Annotated in this window: 14 protein-coding genes; 9 read left to right on the top strand and 5 right to left on the bottom strand. The window is 73.1% G+C overall.

The window, feature by feature from the left end:
• Nucleotides 1-7: 7 nt before the first annotated feature.
• From thiD to thiM, 3 genes are read right to left on the bottom strand one after another with little or no spacing between them, the layout of a single operon-like run.
• On the bottom strand, nt 8-1,501 hold the full coding sequence (thiD, locus tag N8K70_RS07060; protein WP_317140890.1) for a bifunctional hydroxymethylpyrimidine kinase/phosphomethylpyrimidine kinase: 1,494 nt from the start codon (nt 1,499-1,501) through the stop codon (nt 8-10).
• A complete protein-coding gene (thiE, locus tag N8K70_RS07055; RefSeq protein ID WP_317140889.1) occupies nt 1,498-2,160 on the bottom strand; it encodes a thiamine phosphate synthase in 663 nt (220 codons plus the stop codon). Before thiE ends, thiD begins: the two co-directional genes overlap by 4 nt.
• Nucleotides 2,157-3,029 (bottom strand): hydroxyethylthiazole kinase, encoded by an 873-nt coding sequence (gene thiM / locus N8K70_RS07050; RefSeq protein WP_317140888.1) that lies wholly within the window; start codon nt 3,027-3,029, stop codon nt 2,157-2,159. Before thiM ends, thiE begins: the two co-directional genes overlap by 4 nt.
• A gap of 250 nt (nt 3,030-3,279) precedes the next feature.
• Here thiM and N8K70_RS07045 point away from each other — a divergent pair, with 250 nt between their 5' ends.
• The 6 genes from N8K70_RS07045 to N8K70_RS07020 all read left to right on the top strand — a co-directional run bounded on the left by N8K70_RS07045 (nt 3,280) and on the right by N8K70_RS07020 (nt 9,981).
• Nucleotides 3,280-3,885 carry an NUDIX hydrolase gene (locus tag N8K70_RS07045; RefSeq protein WP_394357828.1) on the top strand — a complete coding sequence of 202 codons (606 nt, stop codon included), beginning with the start codon at nt 3,280-3,282 and terminating at the stop codon, nt 3,883-3,885.
• Between the two features lie 104 nt (nt 3,886-3,989).
• Nucleotides 3,990-5,345 (top strand): quinolinate synthase NadA, encoded by a 1,356-nt coding sequence (nadA, locus tag N8K70_RS07040; protein ID WP_317140886.1) that lies wholly within the window; start codon nt 3,990-3,992, stop codon nt 5,343-5,345.
• Nucleotides 5,342-6,898 carry an L-aspartate oxidase gene (nadB, locus tag N8K70_RS07035; RefSeq protein ID WP_317140885.1) on the top strand — a complete coding sequence of 519 codons (1,557 nt, stop codon included), beginning with the start codon at nt 5,342-5,344 and terminating at the stop codon, nt 6,896-6,898. The genes nadA and nadB overlap by 4 nt, the downstream gene beginning before the upstream one ends.
• A gap of 142 nt (nt 6,899-7,040) precedes the next feature.
• On the top strand, nt 7,041-7,892 hold the full coding sequence (gene nadC, locus N8K70_RS07030; protein WP_317140884.1) for a carboxylating nicotinate-nucleotide diphosphorylase: 852 nt from the start codon (nt 7,041-7,043) through the stop codon (nt 7,890-7,892).
• A gap of 10 nt (nt 7,893-7,902) precedes the next feature.
• A complete protein-coding gene (locus tag N8K70_RS07025; protein ID WP_317140883.1) occupies nt 7,903-9,033 on the top strand; it encodes a cysteine desulfurase family protein in 1,131 nt (376 codons plus the stop codon).
• A gap of 45 nt (nt 9,034-9,078) precedes the next feature.
• Complete coding sequence (locus tag N8K70_RS07020; protein ID WP_317140882.1) at nt 9,079-9,981, top strand: glycosyltransferase family 2 protein; 903 nt, start codon at nt 9,079-9,081, stop codon at nt 9,979-9,981.
• 49 nt (nt 9,982-10,030) lie between these two features.
• On the opposite strand, the gene N8K70_RS07015 is transcribed toward N8K70_RS07020, so the two are convergent.
• A complete protein-coding gene (locus N8K70_RS07015) occupies nt 10,031-11,905 on the bottom strand; it encodes an ABC transporter ATP-binding protein (RefSeq protein WP_394357811.1) in 1,875 nt (624 codons plus the stop codon).
• Between the two features lie 142 nt (nt 11,906-12,047).
• Here N8K70_RS07015 and N8K70_RS07010 point away from each other — a divergent pair, with 142 nt between their 5' ends.
• Nucleotides 12,048-13,544: a DHA2 family efflux MFS transporter permease subunit gene (locus tag N8K70_RS07010; protein WP_317140881.1), complete on the top strand. Its 1,497-nt coding sequence runs from the start codon at nt 12,048-12,050 to the stop codon at nt 13,542-13,544.
• Nucleotides 13,545-13,762: 218 nt separating this feature from the next.
• Here N8K70_RS07010 and N8K70_RS07005 read toward each other — a convergent pair whose 3' ends face one another.
• Nucleotides 13,763-14,359 (bottom strand): YdcF family protein, encoded by a 597-nt coding sequence (locus N8K70_RS07005; protein ID WP_317140880.1) that lies wholly within the window; start codon nt 14,357-14,359, stop codon nt 13,763-13,765.
• A 151-nt stretch (nt 14,360-14,510) separates the two neighbouring features.
• Between N8K70_RS07005 and N8K70_RS07000 the strand changes: the two genes are divergently transcribed.
• A complete protein-coding gene (locus N8K70_RS07000) occupies nt 14,511-14,984 on the top strand; it encodes a hypothetical protein (protein WP_317140879.1) in 474 nt (157 codons plus the stop codon).
• Nucleotides 14,985-15,077: 93 nt separating this feature from the next.
• Nucleotides 15,078-16,547, top strand: a complete 1,470-nt coding sequence (locus N8K70_RS06995) for an anion permease (protein WP_317140878.1) — start codon at nt 15,078-15,080, stop codon at nt 16,545-16,547.
• Nucleotides 16,548-16,580: the final 33 nt, after the last annotated feature.

Below are 16,580 nucleotides of genomic sequence, written 5' to 3'. Positions count from 1 at the left end.
TGGTCGTTCAGTTGTGGTCTCGATGATAGCCGGGATGGCCTGTCGCCGATGCGCCATTCTGCGCGAAGAAGGCCAGCTCGTGGCGTGCGGACGCTTCGAAGGCGGCGCGCATGCGCCGCAGCTCGTCGTCTCCCGCTGCGCGCGCGGCCCGCTGCGCCCACCGGATCGCCTCGCGCACGGAGAGCTCGAACGCGTCGGACGAGTACGTCGCGAGCCAGTCGTCGTAGGGATGGCCGGGACGGCTCGCCGCGGCGAGCCGTGCGCCGATGTCCTGGTACAGCCAGAAGCAGGGAAGCACCGCGGCGACGAGCGTCCGGTACTCGCCCGAGCCCGCCGCGGAGCGCAGATGGTCCAGGTACGCCGTCGTCTCCCGGGAGGGGGTCGGCTCGTCGCCGGCGAGCCGCGACCGGTGCAGCGAGAGCTCGGTCGCAAGACACGTGTGGGCCGACCGCGTCCAGAACACCTGCTCGTCGAGCGTCGGGGCGAGCTCGCCCGCCCCGTTCAGCACGCGGGAGTAGGCGCGCAGGTACAGGGAGTCCTGGGCGAGATAGTGCGCGAAGTCCTCCTGCGAGAGCGTGCCGTCGGCGAGCGCCCGGACGAACCACACGTCGTCGATGCTCTCGCGGAGGTCGGAGATGTCCTCCCACCAGGCGTCGAGCTCCGCCTCGCGACGCGGAACGCCGGCCCCCGCCCAGAGCGCAGAGCCGTGATGCAGCGGGCCGTGCCCGCCCGGCTGCCCCACGTCGAGGGACGCCGCGGCGTCGATCGCGCCGCGCACCCAGTCGCGGGCGAGACGCGTCGCCCAGCCCCAGTCGTCCGTGCGCGCACGCAGCGTCGCGAGAGCGGCCGAGAGCGAGCATCCCGTGCCGTGCGTGTCCGCGGTGTCGATGCGCCGGCCCCCGAACTCCGCGACGACGCCCGACACGCCCACGAGGGCGTCGGGGCACTCCGGACCGTCGAGGTGACCGCCCTTCGCGAGCACGAGCACGCCCTGAGCCGCGGCGAGCGCCCGTGCCCGGTCGAGCACGTCCGGCCAGGTGTGCGCGACGGGCTCCCCTCCCAGCGCCGCCAGCTCGGGCACGTTGGGCGTCACGACGTCGACGAGAGGGAGGAGGCCGAGGAGCGCGCGTCCCGCCCCCGCCTCGAGGAGACTGTCGCCGCTCGTGGCGGCCATGACGGGATCGAGCACGACGACCGGACGGGTCCCGAGCGATCGCAGCCACGCCGTCACCGTCTCGACGACCTCGGCCGTGCCGAGCATCCCGATCTTGACCGCGTCGATGCGCACGTCGGCGGCCACGGCATCGAGCTGCTCGCGCAGGAACGCCGCGGGAGGCACGTGCACCCCGGACACGCCGTGCGTGTTCTGTGCCGTGAGCGACGTGATCGCCGCCATCCCGTAGCCGCCGCAGGCCATGATCGATTTGAGGTCGGCCTGGATGCCGGCGCCTCCCGACGGGTCGGATCCGGCGATCGAGAGCACGTTCGGCACGTGCGTCATCGCGCGTGCTCCCATTCGGCGCGCAGTGCCGCCGCCGCAGCCGCCGGGTCATCGGCGGAGCAGATGGCGCGGACCACGGCGATCCCCGCGGCGCCCGCGCGGCGCGCAGGGACGGCGTCTCCCGGGCCGACGCCGCCGATCGCCACGCACGGGATCCCGTCCGCCCGCCTCGCGAAGGCGGAGAACCCCTCCCAGCCGAGCGGAGCCGGATGGTCCCTCTTCGTCGGCGTCGGCCGGACGGCTCCGACGCCCAGATAGTCGACCGCGCCCGACGGGCCGGCGCGCAGTGCTTCGAGGTGCTCCGGAAGGCTCGCGCTGAGCCCGATGATCGCCTCGTCCCCGACGGCGTCCCGTGCCTCGTCGGCGGGGACGTCGTCCTGGCCGATGTGCACGCCGTCGACCGGCGTCCCCGCGGCGCGCGCGGCGAGGTAGACGTCCACCCGGTCGTTGACGAGCAGCGCGGCGCGCCCCGCGGTGTGCGCCGAACAGGCCTCGACGACGGCGAGCAGCTCGGACGCGGAGAGGTCCTTGCCGCGCACCTGCACGGCCGAGGCGCCGCCGTCCACCGCCGCGGCGACGACGTCGGCCACCGATCGGCCGGAGATCGTCGCGGCGTCCGCGACGAGGTAGACGGACAGGTCGACGGGAGGCCGGGTCATGCGCCGCCGCCCCTCGCCTCGTCGCCGGGAGGGGCGGCGGCGATGCGCGGCGCGTGAGCGGACAGGTCGTCCGGGGTCGCCGCGGCGAGCGCGTCGAGGAACGCGACGGCGAAGCTCCCCGGGCCCTCGGCGCGGGCCGCCGCACGCTCGGAGGCGACGGCGTAGAGCGCGTGGGCGGTGACGGACCCCGCCCGCCCGGAGCCCGCGGCGGCGACAGCGGCCGCGACGACGGCGCCGAGGGAGCATCCGCCCCCGGTGACCCTCGTGAGGAGCGCGCTGCCCCCGGCCACCCGCACGACGCGGTCCCCGTCGACGACGGCGTCGACCTCTCCCGAGACCGCGACGACCGATCCGGTGCGGGCCGAGAGCGCGACGGCGGCGTCGATGGCGGCGTCGACCGTGTCGGCGGCGTCGACGCCTCGCCCTCCGGCGCCCGATCCCGTCAGCGCGAGGATCTCCGATGCGTTGCCGCGGACGACGGTCGGCCGCAGCGCGATGAGCCGCTGCGCGAACGCCGTCCGCAGCCCGAGCGCGCCGACGCCGACGGGGTCGAGCACCCAGGGCGTGCCGGATGCGTCGGCCGCCTCCGCGGCCTCGAGCATCGCCTCCCGCTGCTCGCCGGACGGCGTGCCGAGGTTCACGAGCAGTGCCGATGCGGCCCCCACGCACTCGCCCGCCTCGCCGGGGACGTCCGCCATCACCGGCGAGGCCCCGACGGCGAGCAGGGCGTTCGCCGTGAAGTTGACCACCACCGCATTGGTCACGCATTGCACGAGCGGCGCGGTCTCGCGCAGCAGCTCGATCACGGCTCCCGGCTCGGAGTCGGTGCCCTCCGGCGGGCCGGACTCCGACAGGCGTGCGTCATCCATCAGCGACATCCCTCCGCTCGTCCTAACGAGATCAGGTCGTTACGGGTGTGCTCTCAGTCCCGGATGGGACACCCCGTGCCACTGGGAAGCGAGCATAGCGTGTCGCAGCCGCTCCGGTCACGTGTCCGACGCGGCATCCGCCTACCCTCGAAGGGTGACGTCCGTCCCGCCATCCGACAGCTCCGCCATCCGTGTCGCCGTCTCGACCGTGATCTTCTCGCTGCGGTCGCGGCCCGGCGCCGACGCGCTCATGATCCCCCTCGTCCGGCGCACACGCGATCCGTTCGACGGGTCGTGGGCGCTCCCGGGCGGATGGCTCGACGAGGCGGAGGGGCTCGACGACGCCGCGGCGCGCACGCTCGCGGAGACGACCGCGCTGAGCCCCAGCTATCTCGAGCAGCTCTACGCGTTCGGGGACGTCGACCGCTCCCCGGCCCGCGTCGTGTCGGTCGTGTACTGGGCACTTCTGCGCTCCGATCTCGTCGACGCGCAGCGCGCGGCCGACGACGCCCCCGAGAACGTCGAGTGGTTCGACGTCGACGACCTGCCCGCGCTCGCCTTCGACCACAACCGCATCGTCGACTACGCGGTGTGGCGGCTGCGGAACAAGGTCGGCTACAGCCGCATCGCGCACGGCCTGCTGCCGGACGAGTTCACCCTCTCGGAACTGCGGGAGGTGTACGAGGCCGTGCTCGGGCGACGCCTCGATCCGTCGAACTTCCGCCGCCTGCTCGAGGGGTCGGAGGCGCTCATCCCCACGGAGTCGTTCCGGACGGGAAAGCATCGCCCCGCGCGCCTCTTCCGGTACAACTCCGAGGTCGAGCTCGCCGACCGCGGCCCCGGCTTCCCCGGCTGACGTCGTCCGCCCCGCGAAGCGCCCCTTTGTTTTAAGGTCGATTAGACCTAAAGTAGTGCTCGAAGCGACTCGAGAGTCGAATCGACATGAACAGGGGTCCCGCCTTGACCGCGACAGCGCTCGTCCTCCGTCCCCACCCCGTCGACCCCAGCGTCGATCACGAGATCCAGGCGATCGCCGCCGGCGCCGCGAGCGGCTCGACATGCTCGACCGAGCTCGCCGCGGGCCCGTGGAGCTTCGACGACGCCCCCGGCTACGGCCCCGGCGCCTCGATGGGCGACGTCATCCCGGCCGGCGCGCCGCGTCAGGGAGACCTCCCCCGCGCGTATCGCGAGGCGCCGGAGGCGGAGCTGCACGACCGCATCCGCGCGGCGAAGAGCGCGCTCGGCGACCGCGTCGTCGTGCTCGGCCACTTCTACCAGCGAGACGAGGTCGTCCAGCACGCCGACCATGTGGGCGACTCCTTCCAGCTCGCGAACGCCGCGAAGGCGCATCCCGAGGCCGAGGCGATCGTCTTCTGCGGCGTGCACTTCATGGCTGAGACCGCCGACCTGCTCTCCGGGCCGGAACAGGCCGTGATCCTCCCGAACCTCGCCGCGGGCTGCTCCATGGCCGACATGGCGGACATCGATCAGGTCGAGGAGTGCTGGGAGCAGCTGGAGGACGTCCTCGGGCCGCTCGACGACGCCGACGCCGACGGACGGGTCCCGGTCGTGCCCGTGACCTACATGAACTCCTCCGCGGCGATCAAGGGCTTCGTCGGCCGGCACGGCGGCATCGTGTGCACGTCGTCGAACGCCCGCACGGTCCTGGAGCGGGCGTTCGCCCGCGGCCGGCGCGTGCTGTTCTTCCCCGACCAGCACCTCGGGCGCAACACGGCGAAGGCCATGGGCGTGCCGCTCGACCGGATGCCGATGTGGAACCCCCGCAAGGCGCTGGGCGGTTCGACCGCCGACGACCTGCGCGATGCACAGGTCGTCCTGTGGCACGGGTTCTGCTCCGTGCACCGGCGGTTCACGGTCGGCCAGATCGACCGGGCCCGCGCCGAGCACCCGGGCGTCCGCGTGGTCGTGCATCCCGAATGCCCGACGGAGGTCGTCGACGCGGCCGACGAGGCGGGCTCGACCGACCACATCCGCAGGGCGATCGAGGCCGCGACGGAGCCGACGACGTTCGCGATCGGCACCGAGGTCAACCTCGTCCGACGCCTCGCCGCCCTGCACCCGCAGCACACGATCTTCTGCCTCGACCCGGTCGTGTGCCCGTGCTCGACGATGTACCGGATCCACCCCGGCTATCTCGCCTGGGTGCTCGAGGAGCTCGTCGCGGGCCGGGTCGTGAACCGCATCGCCGTCGACGCCGACGTGGCCGCCCCTGCGCGCATCGCCCTCGAGCGGATGCTCGCGGCGAAGCCGGGCGGCACCGTGCGGGAGGACGTGCGCGAGGACGTGCGGGCATGACGACCGCGATCGTCGCGGGCAGCGGCGTCGCGGGCCTCACGACCGCCCTGCACGCCGCCCGCGCGGGGGTCGACGTCGCGCTCGTCACGAAGGGCGCCGTCTCCGACTCCACCACACGCTGCGCGCAGGGCGGGATCGCCGCCGCGCTCTTCGACGACGACCGCGTCGAGGACCACCTCGCCGACACCCTGTCGGCGGGAGCGGGACTGGGCGACGGCCCGGCCGCGGAGGTGCTCGTCACGGAGGGGCCGCAGAGGGTGCGCGACCTCATCGCGCTCGGCGTCGCCTTCGACCGGGACGGCGACGGCCGGCTGCGCCGCGGCCTCGAGGCAGCGCACTCGTCGCCGCGCATCCTGCACGCGGGAGGGGATGCGACGGGCCGCGCGATCGAGGACGCGCTCGTCTCGGCCGTGCGGGCGGCGGGGGTCCGGATCGTCGAGCACGCGTTCCTCGTCGACCTCGTGGGCGAGGACGACGGGATCGGAGGCGCTCGCGTGCTCGTCGACGGCGGGGTCCGGACGCTCAGCGCGGATGCCGTGGTGCTGGCCACGGGCGGCGCGGGCCAGCTCTACGCGCGGACGACGAACCCCCTCGTCGCCACCGCCGATGGCATCGCGGCGGCGCTGCGGGCGGGCGCCGCGGTGTCCGACCTCGAGTTCGTGCAGTTCCATCCGACCGTGCTCGCGGCCGGCGCGCCGTTCCTCGTGTCGGAGGCCGTCCGCGGAGAGGGCGCGGTCCTCATCGACGACGACGGCCGCCGGTTCGCCTTCGACGAGCATCCCGACGGCGAGCTCGCTCCGCGCGACGTCGTCGCGCGGAGCATCGCGCGGCGGATGGCGTCGCAGGGAGGACGTCCCGTGCACCTCGACGCCACCGCGCTCGGGAGAGACCTGCTCGAGGAGCGCTTCCCGACCGTCTCCGCGGCGATGCGCGAGCGCGGCATCGACTGGGCGCGGGACCCCGTCCCCGTCGCGCCGGCCGCGCACTACCTCATGGGCGGGGTCGCGACCGACGTCGACGGACGCACGACCCTCCCCGGTCTGTACGCGGTCGGCGAGTGCGCGCGCACGGGGGTGCACGGCGCCAACCGCCTCGCCTCGAACTCCCTGCTCGAAGGCGCCGTGTTCGGCGCGCGCGCCGCCGCCGCGATCGCCTCGGGGGTGCGCGGAGCATCGCGCACCGCAGCGCGGGGCGGGAGGACCGGCGCAGCAGCGGCCGGATCCGGGCCCGCCACGCGCATCGGCGGGACGTCCGCATCGGCCGGGCCGAGGTTCTCCCGCCAGGCGCTGCAGCGGCTCATGTGGGAGCACGTCGGGCTCGTGCGCGACGACGCGGGCCTCGCGCACGCCGCGTCCGTGATCGCAGGATGGCTGTCCCGGGCTCCCGCTCCCCGGAGCGTCCGCGCGCACGAGGACGTGAGCCTCCTCACGGTGGCGCACGAGACGACACGGGCCGCACTCGCCCGCACGACGTCCGTCGGCGCGCACTTCCGCGCCGACGCCCGCCCTCTTCGCGCGGCGGCCGCCGAGCTCGCCGCGGCCGGGACACGATGACGCCCCGGTCTCGGCGGCGTCGCCGCCGCACAACGCAGGAGACGTCCGCGCCCGGATCGATGCCGCGCGCGGAATCCCGCGCCGTGATCCGACGCCGGGCGGCGGAGCTCCTGCGTCGTGCCGATCCCCCGCGGGCGGCGTCGTGCTGACCCGGGCCGTCGTCGACGCCGCGGTGCGCGCCGCCCTCGCCGAGGACGCGCCCTGGGGCGACGTCACGAGCGCCGCGCTCATCCCCGCGGACGCGACCGCGACGGCGTCTCTGGTCGCCCGCGAGCCCGGGGTGTTCAGCGGCGGCGACGTGTTCGCGGCGGCGTTCCGGCTGACCGATCCGCGCATCTCGGTCGACGCGCTCGTCGACGACGGCACGCGGTTCGCCACCGGATCCGTCCTCGCGACGGTCGCGGGGCCTGCCATCGGCATCCTCACCGCCGAGCGGATCGGGCTGAACTTCGCGCAGCGGATGAGCGGCGTCGCGACGCTCACCGCCCGGTTCGTCGCGGAGACGGCCGGCACCCATGCGCGCATCGTCGACACGAGGAAGACGACGCCGGGCCTGCGCGCGTTCGAGCGTCACGCCGTGCGATCCGGCGGCGGCTTCAATCACCGCCACTCGCTGTCGGACGCGGTCATGGCCAAGGACAACCACCTCGCCGTGCTCACCGCAGGAGGCCGCGACCTGACGACGGCGCTGCGCGAGGCCATCGCGCGGCTGCCGCACACGACGCACGTCGAGGTCGAGGTCGACGGCCTCGACCAGATCGAGCCCGTGATCGCGGCCGGCGTCCACACGATCATGCTCGACAACTTCGCCCTCGGCGACCTGCGGCGCGGCGTCGCCGTCGTCGCGGGCCGAGCCGTGGTGGAGGCGTCGGGCGGCGTCGACCTCGAGACCGTGCGCGCCGTCGCCGGGACCGGCGTCGACGTCGTCTCCGTGGGCGCGCTCACCCACTCGGCGCCCGCGATCGACCTCGGCCTCGACGTCCGCGTCGGCTGAGCCGCGCACGATGCTCTACCTGGACAACGCCGCCACGACGCCCGTCCGCGCCGAGGTGCTCGAGGCGATGACGCCGTACCTCACGGACGAGTTCGGGAACCCGTCGAGCCGTCACACGGTCGGCGAGCGTGCGGCGACGGCGCTTGAAGACGCACGGGGGCGCGTGGCGGCCGTGCTGGGGATGCGTCGCGGCGACGTCGTCTTCACCTCGGGCGGCACCGAGGCGAACAACCTGGCCGTCAAGGGCGTCTCGCTCGCCGCCCTGGAGTCCCGCGGCGCCCGGCACGTCGTCGCGACGCCGATCGAGCACGAGTCGATCCTCGCGTCCGCCGCGTATCTGGAGCGGTTCCACGGGTTCGACGTCACGCTCGTCCCCGTCGACGGGACGGGCCGGGTCGATCCCGGCGGCCTCGCGGAAGCCGTCCGCGACGACACGGCGGTCGTCTCCGTCGGCCTGGCCAACAACGAGATCGGAACGGTGCAGGACGCCCCGGCCCTCGCAGCCGTCGCGCACGAGCGTCGCGTGCCGTTCCACCTCGACGCGGTGCAGGCGGCGGGATGGCTGCCGCTGCGCGACACGGGCGCCGACGCCATCGCGCTCGCCGGGCACAAGCTGGGCGCGCCGAAGGGGACGGGCGTGCTCGCGGTGCGCGGGCGCATCCCGCTCGAGCCTCTGCTGCACGGCGGCGGGCAGCAGCGCGGCCGGCGCAGCGGCACGGAGCCCGTCGCCGACGCCGTGGGCTTCGCCGTCGCGCTCGAGCTGGCCGAGTCCGAGCGCGCCGGGCGCGCGGAGCACGTGGCCGCCGTCCGCGACGGGTTCGTCGACCGCGTCCTGGCCCGCGTGCCCTCCGCGCGCCTCACCGGCCATCCGACCGCGCGCCTCCCGGGCACCGCGAGCTTCACGTTCGCCGGGACGAGCGGCGAGGCCGTGCTGCTGGAGCTGGAACGCCGGGGCGTCGTGTCGTCCAGCGGCTCGGCGTGCGCCGCCGGGAGCGACGAGCCGTCGCATGTGCTCGTCGCGCTCGGCATCCCTCCGGAGCTCGCCCAGACGTCGGTGCGCTTCACGCTCCCCCACACGCACCGAGGCTCCCTCGACGCGGTCGCCGACGCCGTGGCCGACGCGGTCGCAGCCGTCCGATGACGCCACGAGGGGCCCTGTGCTCCCGTCGGGCGCTAGCCTCGACCCGTGATCCGTCCGCCGCTCGTGACCGTCATCGTCCCGGGGTGGAACATCGCCGAGTTCGCGCCGGCGGCCCTGGACTCGCTGCGGGCGCAGACCCTCGTCGCCTGGCGCGCCCTCCTCGTCGACGACGGGTCCGGGGACGGCACGGGCGCGGTCTTCGCCCGCTACGCCGACCTCGACGATCGCTTCCGCCTCGTGCCGCACGGACGCCGGCGCGGGCTCGGAGCCGCCCGCAACACGGCGCTCGATCTCGTCGAGACCCCGTACCTGGGGTTCCTCGACGCCGACGACGTCATGACCCCTCGCGCCCTCGAGCTGCTCGTGGGCTCGCTCGAGGAGAGCGGCAGCGACCTCGCCGTCGGCGCGTACGTGCGCCTGCGTCCCGACGGGGACGGCTACCTTCCCGGCCCCGTGCAGCCCTGGGTCGCCGAGGCGACGAGCCCCCGCCGCACGGGCGTGACGCTCGACGGGCATCCCGAGGCGACCGGCAACGTCGTCGCCTGGTCGAAGGTCTCGCGCACGGCGTTCTGGCGCGCGCACGGTCTGCGCTTCCCGGAGGGCGTGCTGTACGAGGATCAGGCCGTCGCCCAGCGGATGTACACGCTGGCCCGGGCCTTCGACGTGCTCCCCGACGTCGTCGTGCAGTGGCGCGTCCGGGCGGACGGCACGTCGATCACGCAACGCGAGGCGGACGGCGACGTGTTCCTCGCGTGCCTCGAGGCCATGCGCGACGGCCTCGCCGTCCTCGCCGCGCACGATCCCGCGCGACGGGCGCGAGCGGGACAGATCCTCCGCATGGACGTCCCGCGGCTGCAGACGATCGCAGACGCCCATCCCGACGCGTCCCTGCGATCGCGCCTGGCCGCGTTCGCGCACGAGGTCCAGGCGCTCGCCTCCCCCGTCTGACCGGCCGAGCGACGACCTTCGCCGGAAGCCGGCGGGACGCCTCTCGCGCTCAGTCCTCGAGGTCGCGGCTCGCCGCGAGCTGCTCGGCGGCGAGCGCCGCGTACAGGCCGCCCGACGCGAGGAGGGCGGCGTGCGTGCCCGACTCGACGATGCGGCCGGCGTCGACGACGTGGATGACGTCCGCGTCGACGACCGTGGAGAGCCGGTGCGCGATCGAGATGGTCGTCCGCCCGCGGGCCGCGTTCTCGATGGCCTCCTGCACGATGCGCTCCGAGACGGTGTCGAGCGCGCTCGTGGCCTCGTCGAGCAGCAGCACGGGCGGGTCCTTCAGCAGCACCCGCGCGATGGCGATGCGCTGCTTCTCGCCGCCCGACAGACGGTATCCGCGCTCGCCGACCACGGTGTCGTACCCGTCCGCGAACCCCTCGACGATGTGGTGGATGTTCGCCTGACGGCATGCCTCCTCGAGCTCCTCGTCCGAGGCGTCGGGCTTGGCGTAGCGGAGGTTGTCGCGCACGGTCGCGTGGAAGAGGTAGGTCTCCTGCGACACGATGCCGATGTGGTCGACGATCGACTCCTGCGTGAGACGGCGCACGTCCTCCCCGCCGAACAGCACCTCGCCGTCCGACGCCTCGTACAGGCGCGGGGCCAGGTACAGCATGGTCGTCTTTCCGGCTCCGGACGGCCCGACGATCGCGACGTGCGCTCCCGGCTCGGCCACGAACGACACGCCCCGCAGGATGGGCACGGCGTCCGACGCCGCATCCGGGTAGCGGAAGACCACGTCGCGGAACTCCACGCGCCCGATCGGTCCGGGGGCGTCCTCCACGTCGATCGCGTCGGGGGCGTCGGCGATCGCCGGCCTCATGTCGAGGTACTCGAAGATGCGCGCGAACAGCGCCGACGAGGTCTGGACGTCGAGCGCGACGCGCATCAGGCTCGTGAGCGGCTGCAGCAGCCGTGCCTGCACCGTCGTGAACGCGACGATCGTCCCCGCCGTGAGCTGGCCCGCGTCGCCGGCGAGGAGGAGGCCGGCGACGAGGTAGATGACGGCGGGGACGGACGCCATGAGCACCTGCACGACGGCGAAGAAGCCCTGGCCGCTCATCGCCTGCCTCACCTGGAGGCTGATCTGGTTCGCGTTCTCCTCCGCGTAGCGCGCCGACTCCGCCCGCTGCCGGTTGAACGACTTCGACAGGAGGATCCCCGACACGCTCAGCGTCTCCTGCGTGATGGCGGTCAGCTCCGAGAGCGACTGCTGCGTCTGCGCGGCGATGCGCGCACGCACCTGCCCGACCCGCCGCTGCACGACGACGAGGAACGGCATGATGACGAGGGCGATGAGGGTGAGCCGCCCGTCGATGAGGATCATCGCGACGAGCGACGCGACGACGGTCACCGTGTTGCCGAGGATGCTCGTGACGGTGTTCGTCAGCACCCCGGAGACGCCGCCGACGTCGTTCTGCAGCCGGGACTGGATGACGCCCGTCCTCGTGCGCGTGAAGAAGCCGAGCTCCATCCGCTGCAGGTGATCGAACATCCGAACGCGCAGATCCCCCGTCACGCGATTGCCGATGCGGGAGGTGTACCAGGTCTGCAGCACGCCGACCAGCGCGCCGGCGAGGTACAGGGCGATCATGAGAACGACGAGGCGGACGAGCAGGGGGATGTCGACCGCGCCGCCGTCGACCGGGAAGAGCGCGTCGTCGAACACGCGCTGGACGACGAGCGGCGGCACCACCCCGAGCGACGCGCCCGCGATCACGAGCACGGCGGTGACGGCGATCCGCCCGCGGTAGGGCCGGAACAGTGCGGCGACGCGGCGTCCGAGCCGGGGCACCACGGGCGCCTCGGCGTTGATCCGCCGCTGCGCCGTCTCGTCGACCGGACGACGACGACCGCCCATCCCCTGACCCATACTCATGTCAAAGAGCATACGTATTCGCGCATCCCCGATCGGGAATGCCTCCGGGGGCGCGGCGGTTAGGCTGGAACGTCTGCCCTGAGCACTCTCCTCCCGCCGTCACTCACGGAGCGACGCCCTCTCCCCTCTCTCCAGGAGCCTCATGACGTCCACCGACACCGGCGCCGTCGGCGCGCATCAGCAGCAGGAGATCGATCCGAAGGGCATGCGGGTCATCTGGCTCCTGCTCGTCGCCGCCTTCGTCGCCATCCTGAACGAGACGACGATGGGGATCGCGATCCCGCACCTCAACGCCGACCTCGGGCTCGCCCCCGAGCTCGGCCAGTGGCTCACGAGCGCCTTCATGCTCACGATGGCCGTCGTCATCCCGACCACCGGGTTCCTCCTCCAGCGCTTCACGACGCGCCAGATCTTCCTCGCGGCGATGACGGCGTTCTCGCTCGGCACGCTCGTGTGCCTCCTCGCCCCCGGATTCGTGACCCTCCTGGCGGGCCGCGTCATCCAGGCGGCCGGCACGGGCGTCATGATGCCGCTGCTCATGACGACCATGATGAACGTGGTCCCGCCGCACTCGCGCGGCCGCATGATGGGCCGCGTCGGCCTCGTCATCTCCCTCGCACCCGCGATCGGCCCCACGCTGTCGGGCGCCATCCTGGACACGCTCGGATGGCGGTGGATCTTCGGCATCGTCCTCCCCATCGCCCTCATCGCGCTCGTGATCGGCGCGAAGTGGATGACGAACCTCGGCGTGACGACGAAGGCGCCCATCGACGTGCCGTCGATCATCCTCTCCGCTCTCGCGTTCGGCGGGATCGTCTACGGACTGAGCCAGTTCGGCGGCGGCCACGGAACCGAGACGACGGACGACCCGGGCGTCGATCCCGCCGTGACGGGGTCGATCGCGCTCGGCGTCGGCCTCGTGGTCCTCGTGCTCTTCGTCTGGCGCCAGCTCCTCCTGCAGCGGAAGGACGACGCTCTGCTCGACCTGCGCGTCTTCCGGTCGGGGAACTTCACGGTCGCTGTCGTCATCATGTCGATCGTGGCGCTGTCGATGTTCGGCACGCTGACGCTGCTGCCGCAGTACCTGCAGAACGTCGTGCTGCTCGACCCGCTGCAGTCGGGGCTCCTCCTCCTCCCGGGGTCCGTCCTCATGGGCGTCCTCGGTCCCGTCATGGGGCGCGTCTACGACGCGAAGGGACCGAGGACGCTGCTCGTGCCCGGGACGATCATCGTGGCGGCCGCCCTGTTCTTCTACGCGACCGTGACCGAGCACACGCCGTGGTGGGTCCTCATGACCGTGCAGACGGTCATGTCCGTGGGCATGGCGATGTCGTTCACGCCGCTCTTCTCCGCCTCGCTCGGCTCGCTCGAACGTCACCTGTACTCGCACGGCTCCGCCGTGCTCAACACGCTGCAGCAGGTGGCGGGCGCCGCGGGCGTCGCGATCCTCATCGCGCTCTACTCGTCCATCCTGCGCGACGGGGAGAGCGCCGGCCTCAGCGCCGCCACCGCGGGAGCGCCGGGGGCGCGCATGGCCTTCCTCGTCGCCGCGATCATCTCGGTGGCGGCCGTCGCCCTGTCGTTCTTCATCCGGAAGCCCGCGGACCAGGAGGACGCGCCCGTCGGGCACGGTCACTAGGCCGGGTCAGGACGCCGTCTCGTCCGGGGACGCCGGCTCCTCCTGCCAGACGCATACGCCGTCTGCGCACGTGGGGGCGTCGGTCGTTCCGATCGGGAGCAGCCCCGGCGGCGGCGTCAGGGGCCTCGCCTGCGGGCGTGCGGAACTCTCGGCGGAGGTCGACATGCGGACCATGCTACGCCCGTGATCGACCCGTCGGGAGGGTTCTCTCCCGCTTCTCAGCCGCGCGGTCGCGATGCGCGCAGCCAGAGCCGGACGGCGAGCTCGTACAGGGCCGCAAGAGGGAGCAGCACGATCCAGGCGCCCGGCCGCGCGTCGACGGCGGGCGCGAGACGCGCGGCGAGATCCGGCCGCCGGTCCCGCAGGTCTCGGCGCGCTCGCTGCGCGTGAGGAGGATTCGAGACGAGCACGATCCGCGTGGCGCCCTCGAGGTGAGGAAGCGAGAACGCGATGTTCTCCTGCGTCGTCCGCGACGCGCGCTCGCGGACGACCGCGCCCCGGTAGCCGAGCACGTGCGCATGGTCGGCCATGAGATCGGCCTCGCACCGGCCGGCGGGACTGCCTCCTGAGAAGACGATCGCCTCGGCGTCCAGCCGACGCGCCGTCGCGATCCCCGCGCGGACGCGCCAGCGGTTCACGCCGTTGATGACCCGGCCGGGGTTCCGGAAGCCGAGGACGACGACGACCGTGCGCCCCGCCGCGGCCTCGTCGCCGAGGTCGCGGCGCGCGGCGAGACGGTTGACGCCCTCGCCCCACGCGACGAGGGCCGCCGCCACGGCGACGCCGCCCAACGCCGCCCGCCGGATCGCCCTCACGCGTGCGCGATCCCGGAGCAGGCGCGAGGCCGGGCGTCGGGTCGGACGAGCGCGGGCATGGCCACAGATTACCCGGCGGCCTGTGGAGAGATCTCTCCACAGTTCCGAACTCGCCGGCGATCGGCGCCGTTCCGGCACGAGCATCGTCCGTATGGGAATCCGCTACTACGCCTATCCGCTCGCACCGGAGTTCGTCGAACGCGCCTACGAGGAGCCCCTCGCGTTCCTCGCCGCCGACCCTCTCGCCGACGCCTGGTTCCTCTCCGACGACGAACGTCCCGAGATGCTCTACCTCGACACGTGCTGGCACGAGCTCCAGAGCCTCACCTGGCCGGATCGCACGCGTCGGCCACGGCCCGCCTATCGGCTCTTCGAGGGGCGCGTCACTCACACGCCGACCGGATGGATCCCGTGGACGCGCGTCCTCGACCCGGACGAGGTCGACGACATCGCCCGCGACCTCGTCCTGATCGACGAGGACGACGTCGACGACGCGTGGGACGTCATCGCCGGGCAGCCCTTCTCCGGGGACAAGGCGTACGTCATGCACCACCTCGCCGCTGCGCGGGCGTTCCTCATCCGTCAGCAGCGCGCCGGATGGGGCCTCGTGTATCTGATCGGATGACCGATCTCGTCGAAGGACCTTCGGCCCTGCATCCTGCGTGCCGGGCGGTGTTCCATCGGAGAAGCCCCGCCCCTCCGAAGGAATGAGACGGCATTGCCCTCAGCGCAGTCACCTGCCCTCCGCGCCGACGTCGGCACCCGATCTCCGCATACGCCCCTCCGTCCCGTCAAGCCCCTGCGGCTCGCGATCCCGCTCGTCGTCGGTGCCGCCATCTGGCTCGTGCCCGCGCCTGCCGGCGTGTCGCCCGACGCGTGGCATCTCTTCGCGATCTTCGCCGCCACCATCGTCGGTGTCATCGCCAAGCCGCTCCCCATGGGCGCCGTCACCATCCTCGGCCTCGTCGCCACGCTCGCGACGGGCGTGCTCGAGCCGGAGGAGGCGCTGTCGGGCTTCTCCAACACGACCATCTGGCTCATCGTCGTCGCCTTCTTCATCTCGCGCGGCGTCATCAAGACCGGCCTCGGAAGCCGCCTCGCGCTCTTCTTCGTCGCCAAGCTCGGACGCAGCCCGCTGGGCGTCGCGTACGGCCTCGCCGCCACCGATCTCGTGCTCGCCCCGGCCACCCCCTCGAACACCGCCCGGGCCGGCGGCATCATCCAGCCCATCGTCCGCTCGATCTCGTCCGCCTACGGCAGCGAGCCCGGGCCCAGCTCGCGACGGGTCGGGGCGTTCCTCACCACGAGCGCCTTCCACGTGAACGCGGTGACCTCGGCGATGTTCCTCACCGCGATGGCGGGGAACCCCCTCGCCGCGCAGCTCGCCGGCGACCAGGGCGTCGAGCTCACCTGGGGGCTCTGGGCGCTCGCCGCGCTGGTGCCCGGCCTCGTCTCCCTCATCGTCGTGCCGCTGGCCGTCCGCCTCGTCTACCCGCCCGAGCTCACGCGCACGCCGGAGGCGGCCGCCTCCGCCCGACGCGACCTCGGGAGCCTCGGCCGGCTCTCGCCGGGCGAGATCGTGATGACCGGCACCATCGTCGGCCTCCTGGCGCTCTGGACCCTCGGCGACGCGTTCCTCGGCATCACCGCGACCACGACCGCGCTCATCGGGCTCGTGGTGCTGCTCGTCACCGGCGTGCTCACGTGGGACGACATCAAGGCCGAGACCCAGGCCTGGGACACCCTGGTGTGGTTCGCCGTGCTCGTGATGATGGCGACCCAGCTCAACGCCCTCGGACTCATCCCGTGGCTGAGCGGCCAGATGTCGGTCATCGTCGGCGGGATGGGCTGGACCACGGCGTTCATCCTGCTCTCGCTCGTCTACTTCTTCAGCCACTACCTCTTCGCCTCGAACACCGCCCACATCTCCGCGATGTACGCCGCGTTCCTGGCGACCGCCATCCTCGCCGGCGCCCCGCCCGTGCTCGCCGCCCTCGTGCTCGGCTTCATCTCGAGCCTGTTCGCGTCCGTGACGCACTACTCCTCGGGACCGGCCCCCGTGCTCTTCGGCGCCGGCTACGTGCCCGTCGGAGCGTGGTGGCGCACCGGCTTCCTCATCTCGCTCGTCAACATCGCCATCTGGATGGGAATCGGCGGCGTGTGGACGCGCATCCTCGGTCTCTGGTGATGCGGAGCATCGCCCCTCGGAAAGGACGGACAT

The organism is Microbacterium sp. AB, assembly GCF_032878875.1.
Taxonomy (GTDB): Bacteria; Actinomycetota; Actinomycetes; order Actinomycetales; family Microbacteriaceae; genus Microbacterium; species Microbacterium betulae.
This window is presented reverse-complemented; position numbering and strand designations above follow the sequence as displayed.

Coding starts and splice junctions, on each gene's coding strand:
- thiD (WP_317140890.1), bottom strand. CDS start 1,501: ATGACGCACGTGCCGAACGTGCTCTCGATCGCCGGATCCGACCCGTCG.
- thiE (WP_317140889.1), bottom strand. CDS start 2,160: ATGACCCGGCCTCCCGTCGACCTGTCCGTCTACCTCGTCGCGGACGCC.
- thiM (WP_317140888.1), bottom strand. CDS start 3,029: ATGGATGACGCACGCCTGTCGGAGTCCGGCCCGCCGGAGGGCACCGAC.
- N8K70_RS07045 (WP_394357828.1), top strand. CDS start 3,280: ATGATCCCCCTCGTCCGGCGCACACGCGATCCGTTCGACGGGTCGTGG.
- nadB (WP_317140885.1), top strand. CDS start 5,342: ATGACGACCGCGATCGTCGCGGGCAGCGGCGTCGCGGGCCTCACGACC.
- N8K70_RS07025 (WP_317140883.1), top strand. CDS start 7,903: ATGCTCTACCTGGACAACGCCGCCACGACGCCCGTCCGCGCCGAGGTG.
- N8K70_RS07015 (WP_394357811.1), bottom strand. CDS start 11,905: ATGAGTATGGGTCAGGGGATGGGCGGTCGTCGTCGTCCGGTCGACGAG.
- N8K70_RS07010 (WP_317140881.1), top strand. CDS start 12,048: ATGACGTCCACCGACACCGGCGCCGTCGGCGCGCATCAGCAGCAGGAG.
- N8K70_RS07000 (WP_317140879.1), top strand. CDS start 14,511: ATGGGAATCCGCTACTACGCCTATCCGCTCGCACCGGAGTTCGTCGAA.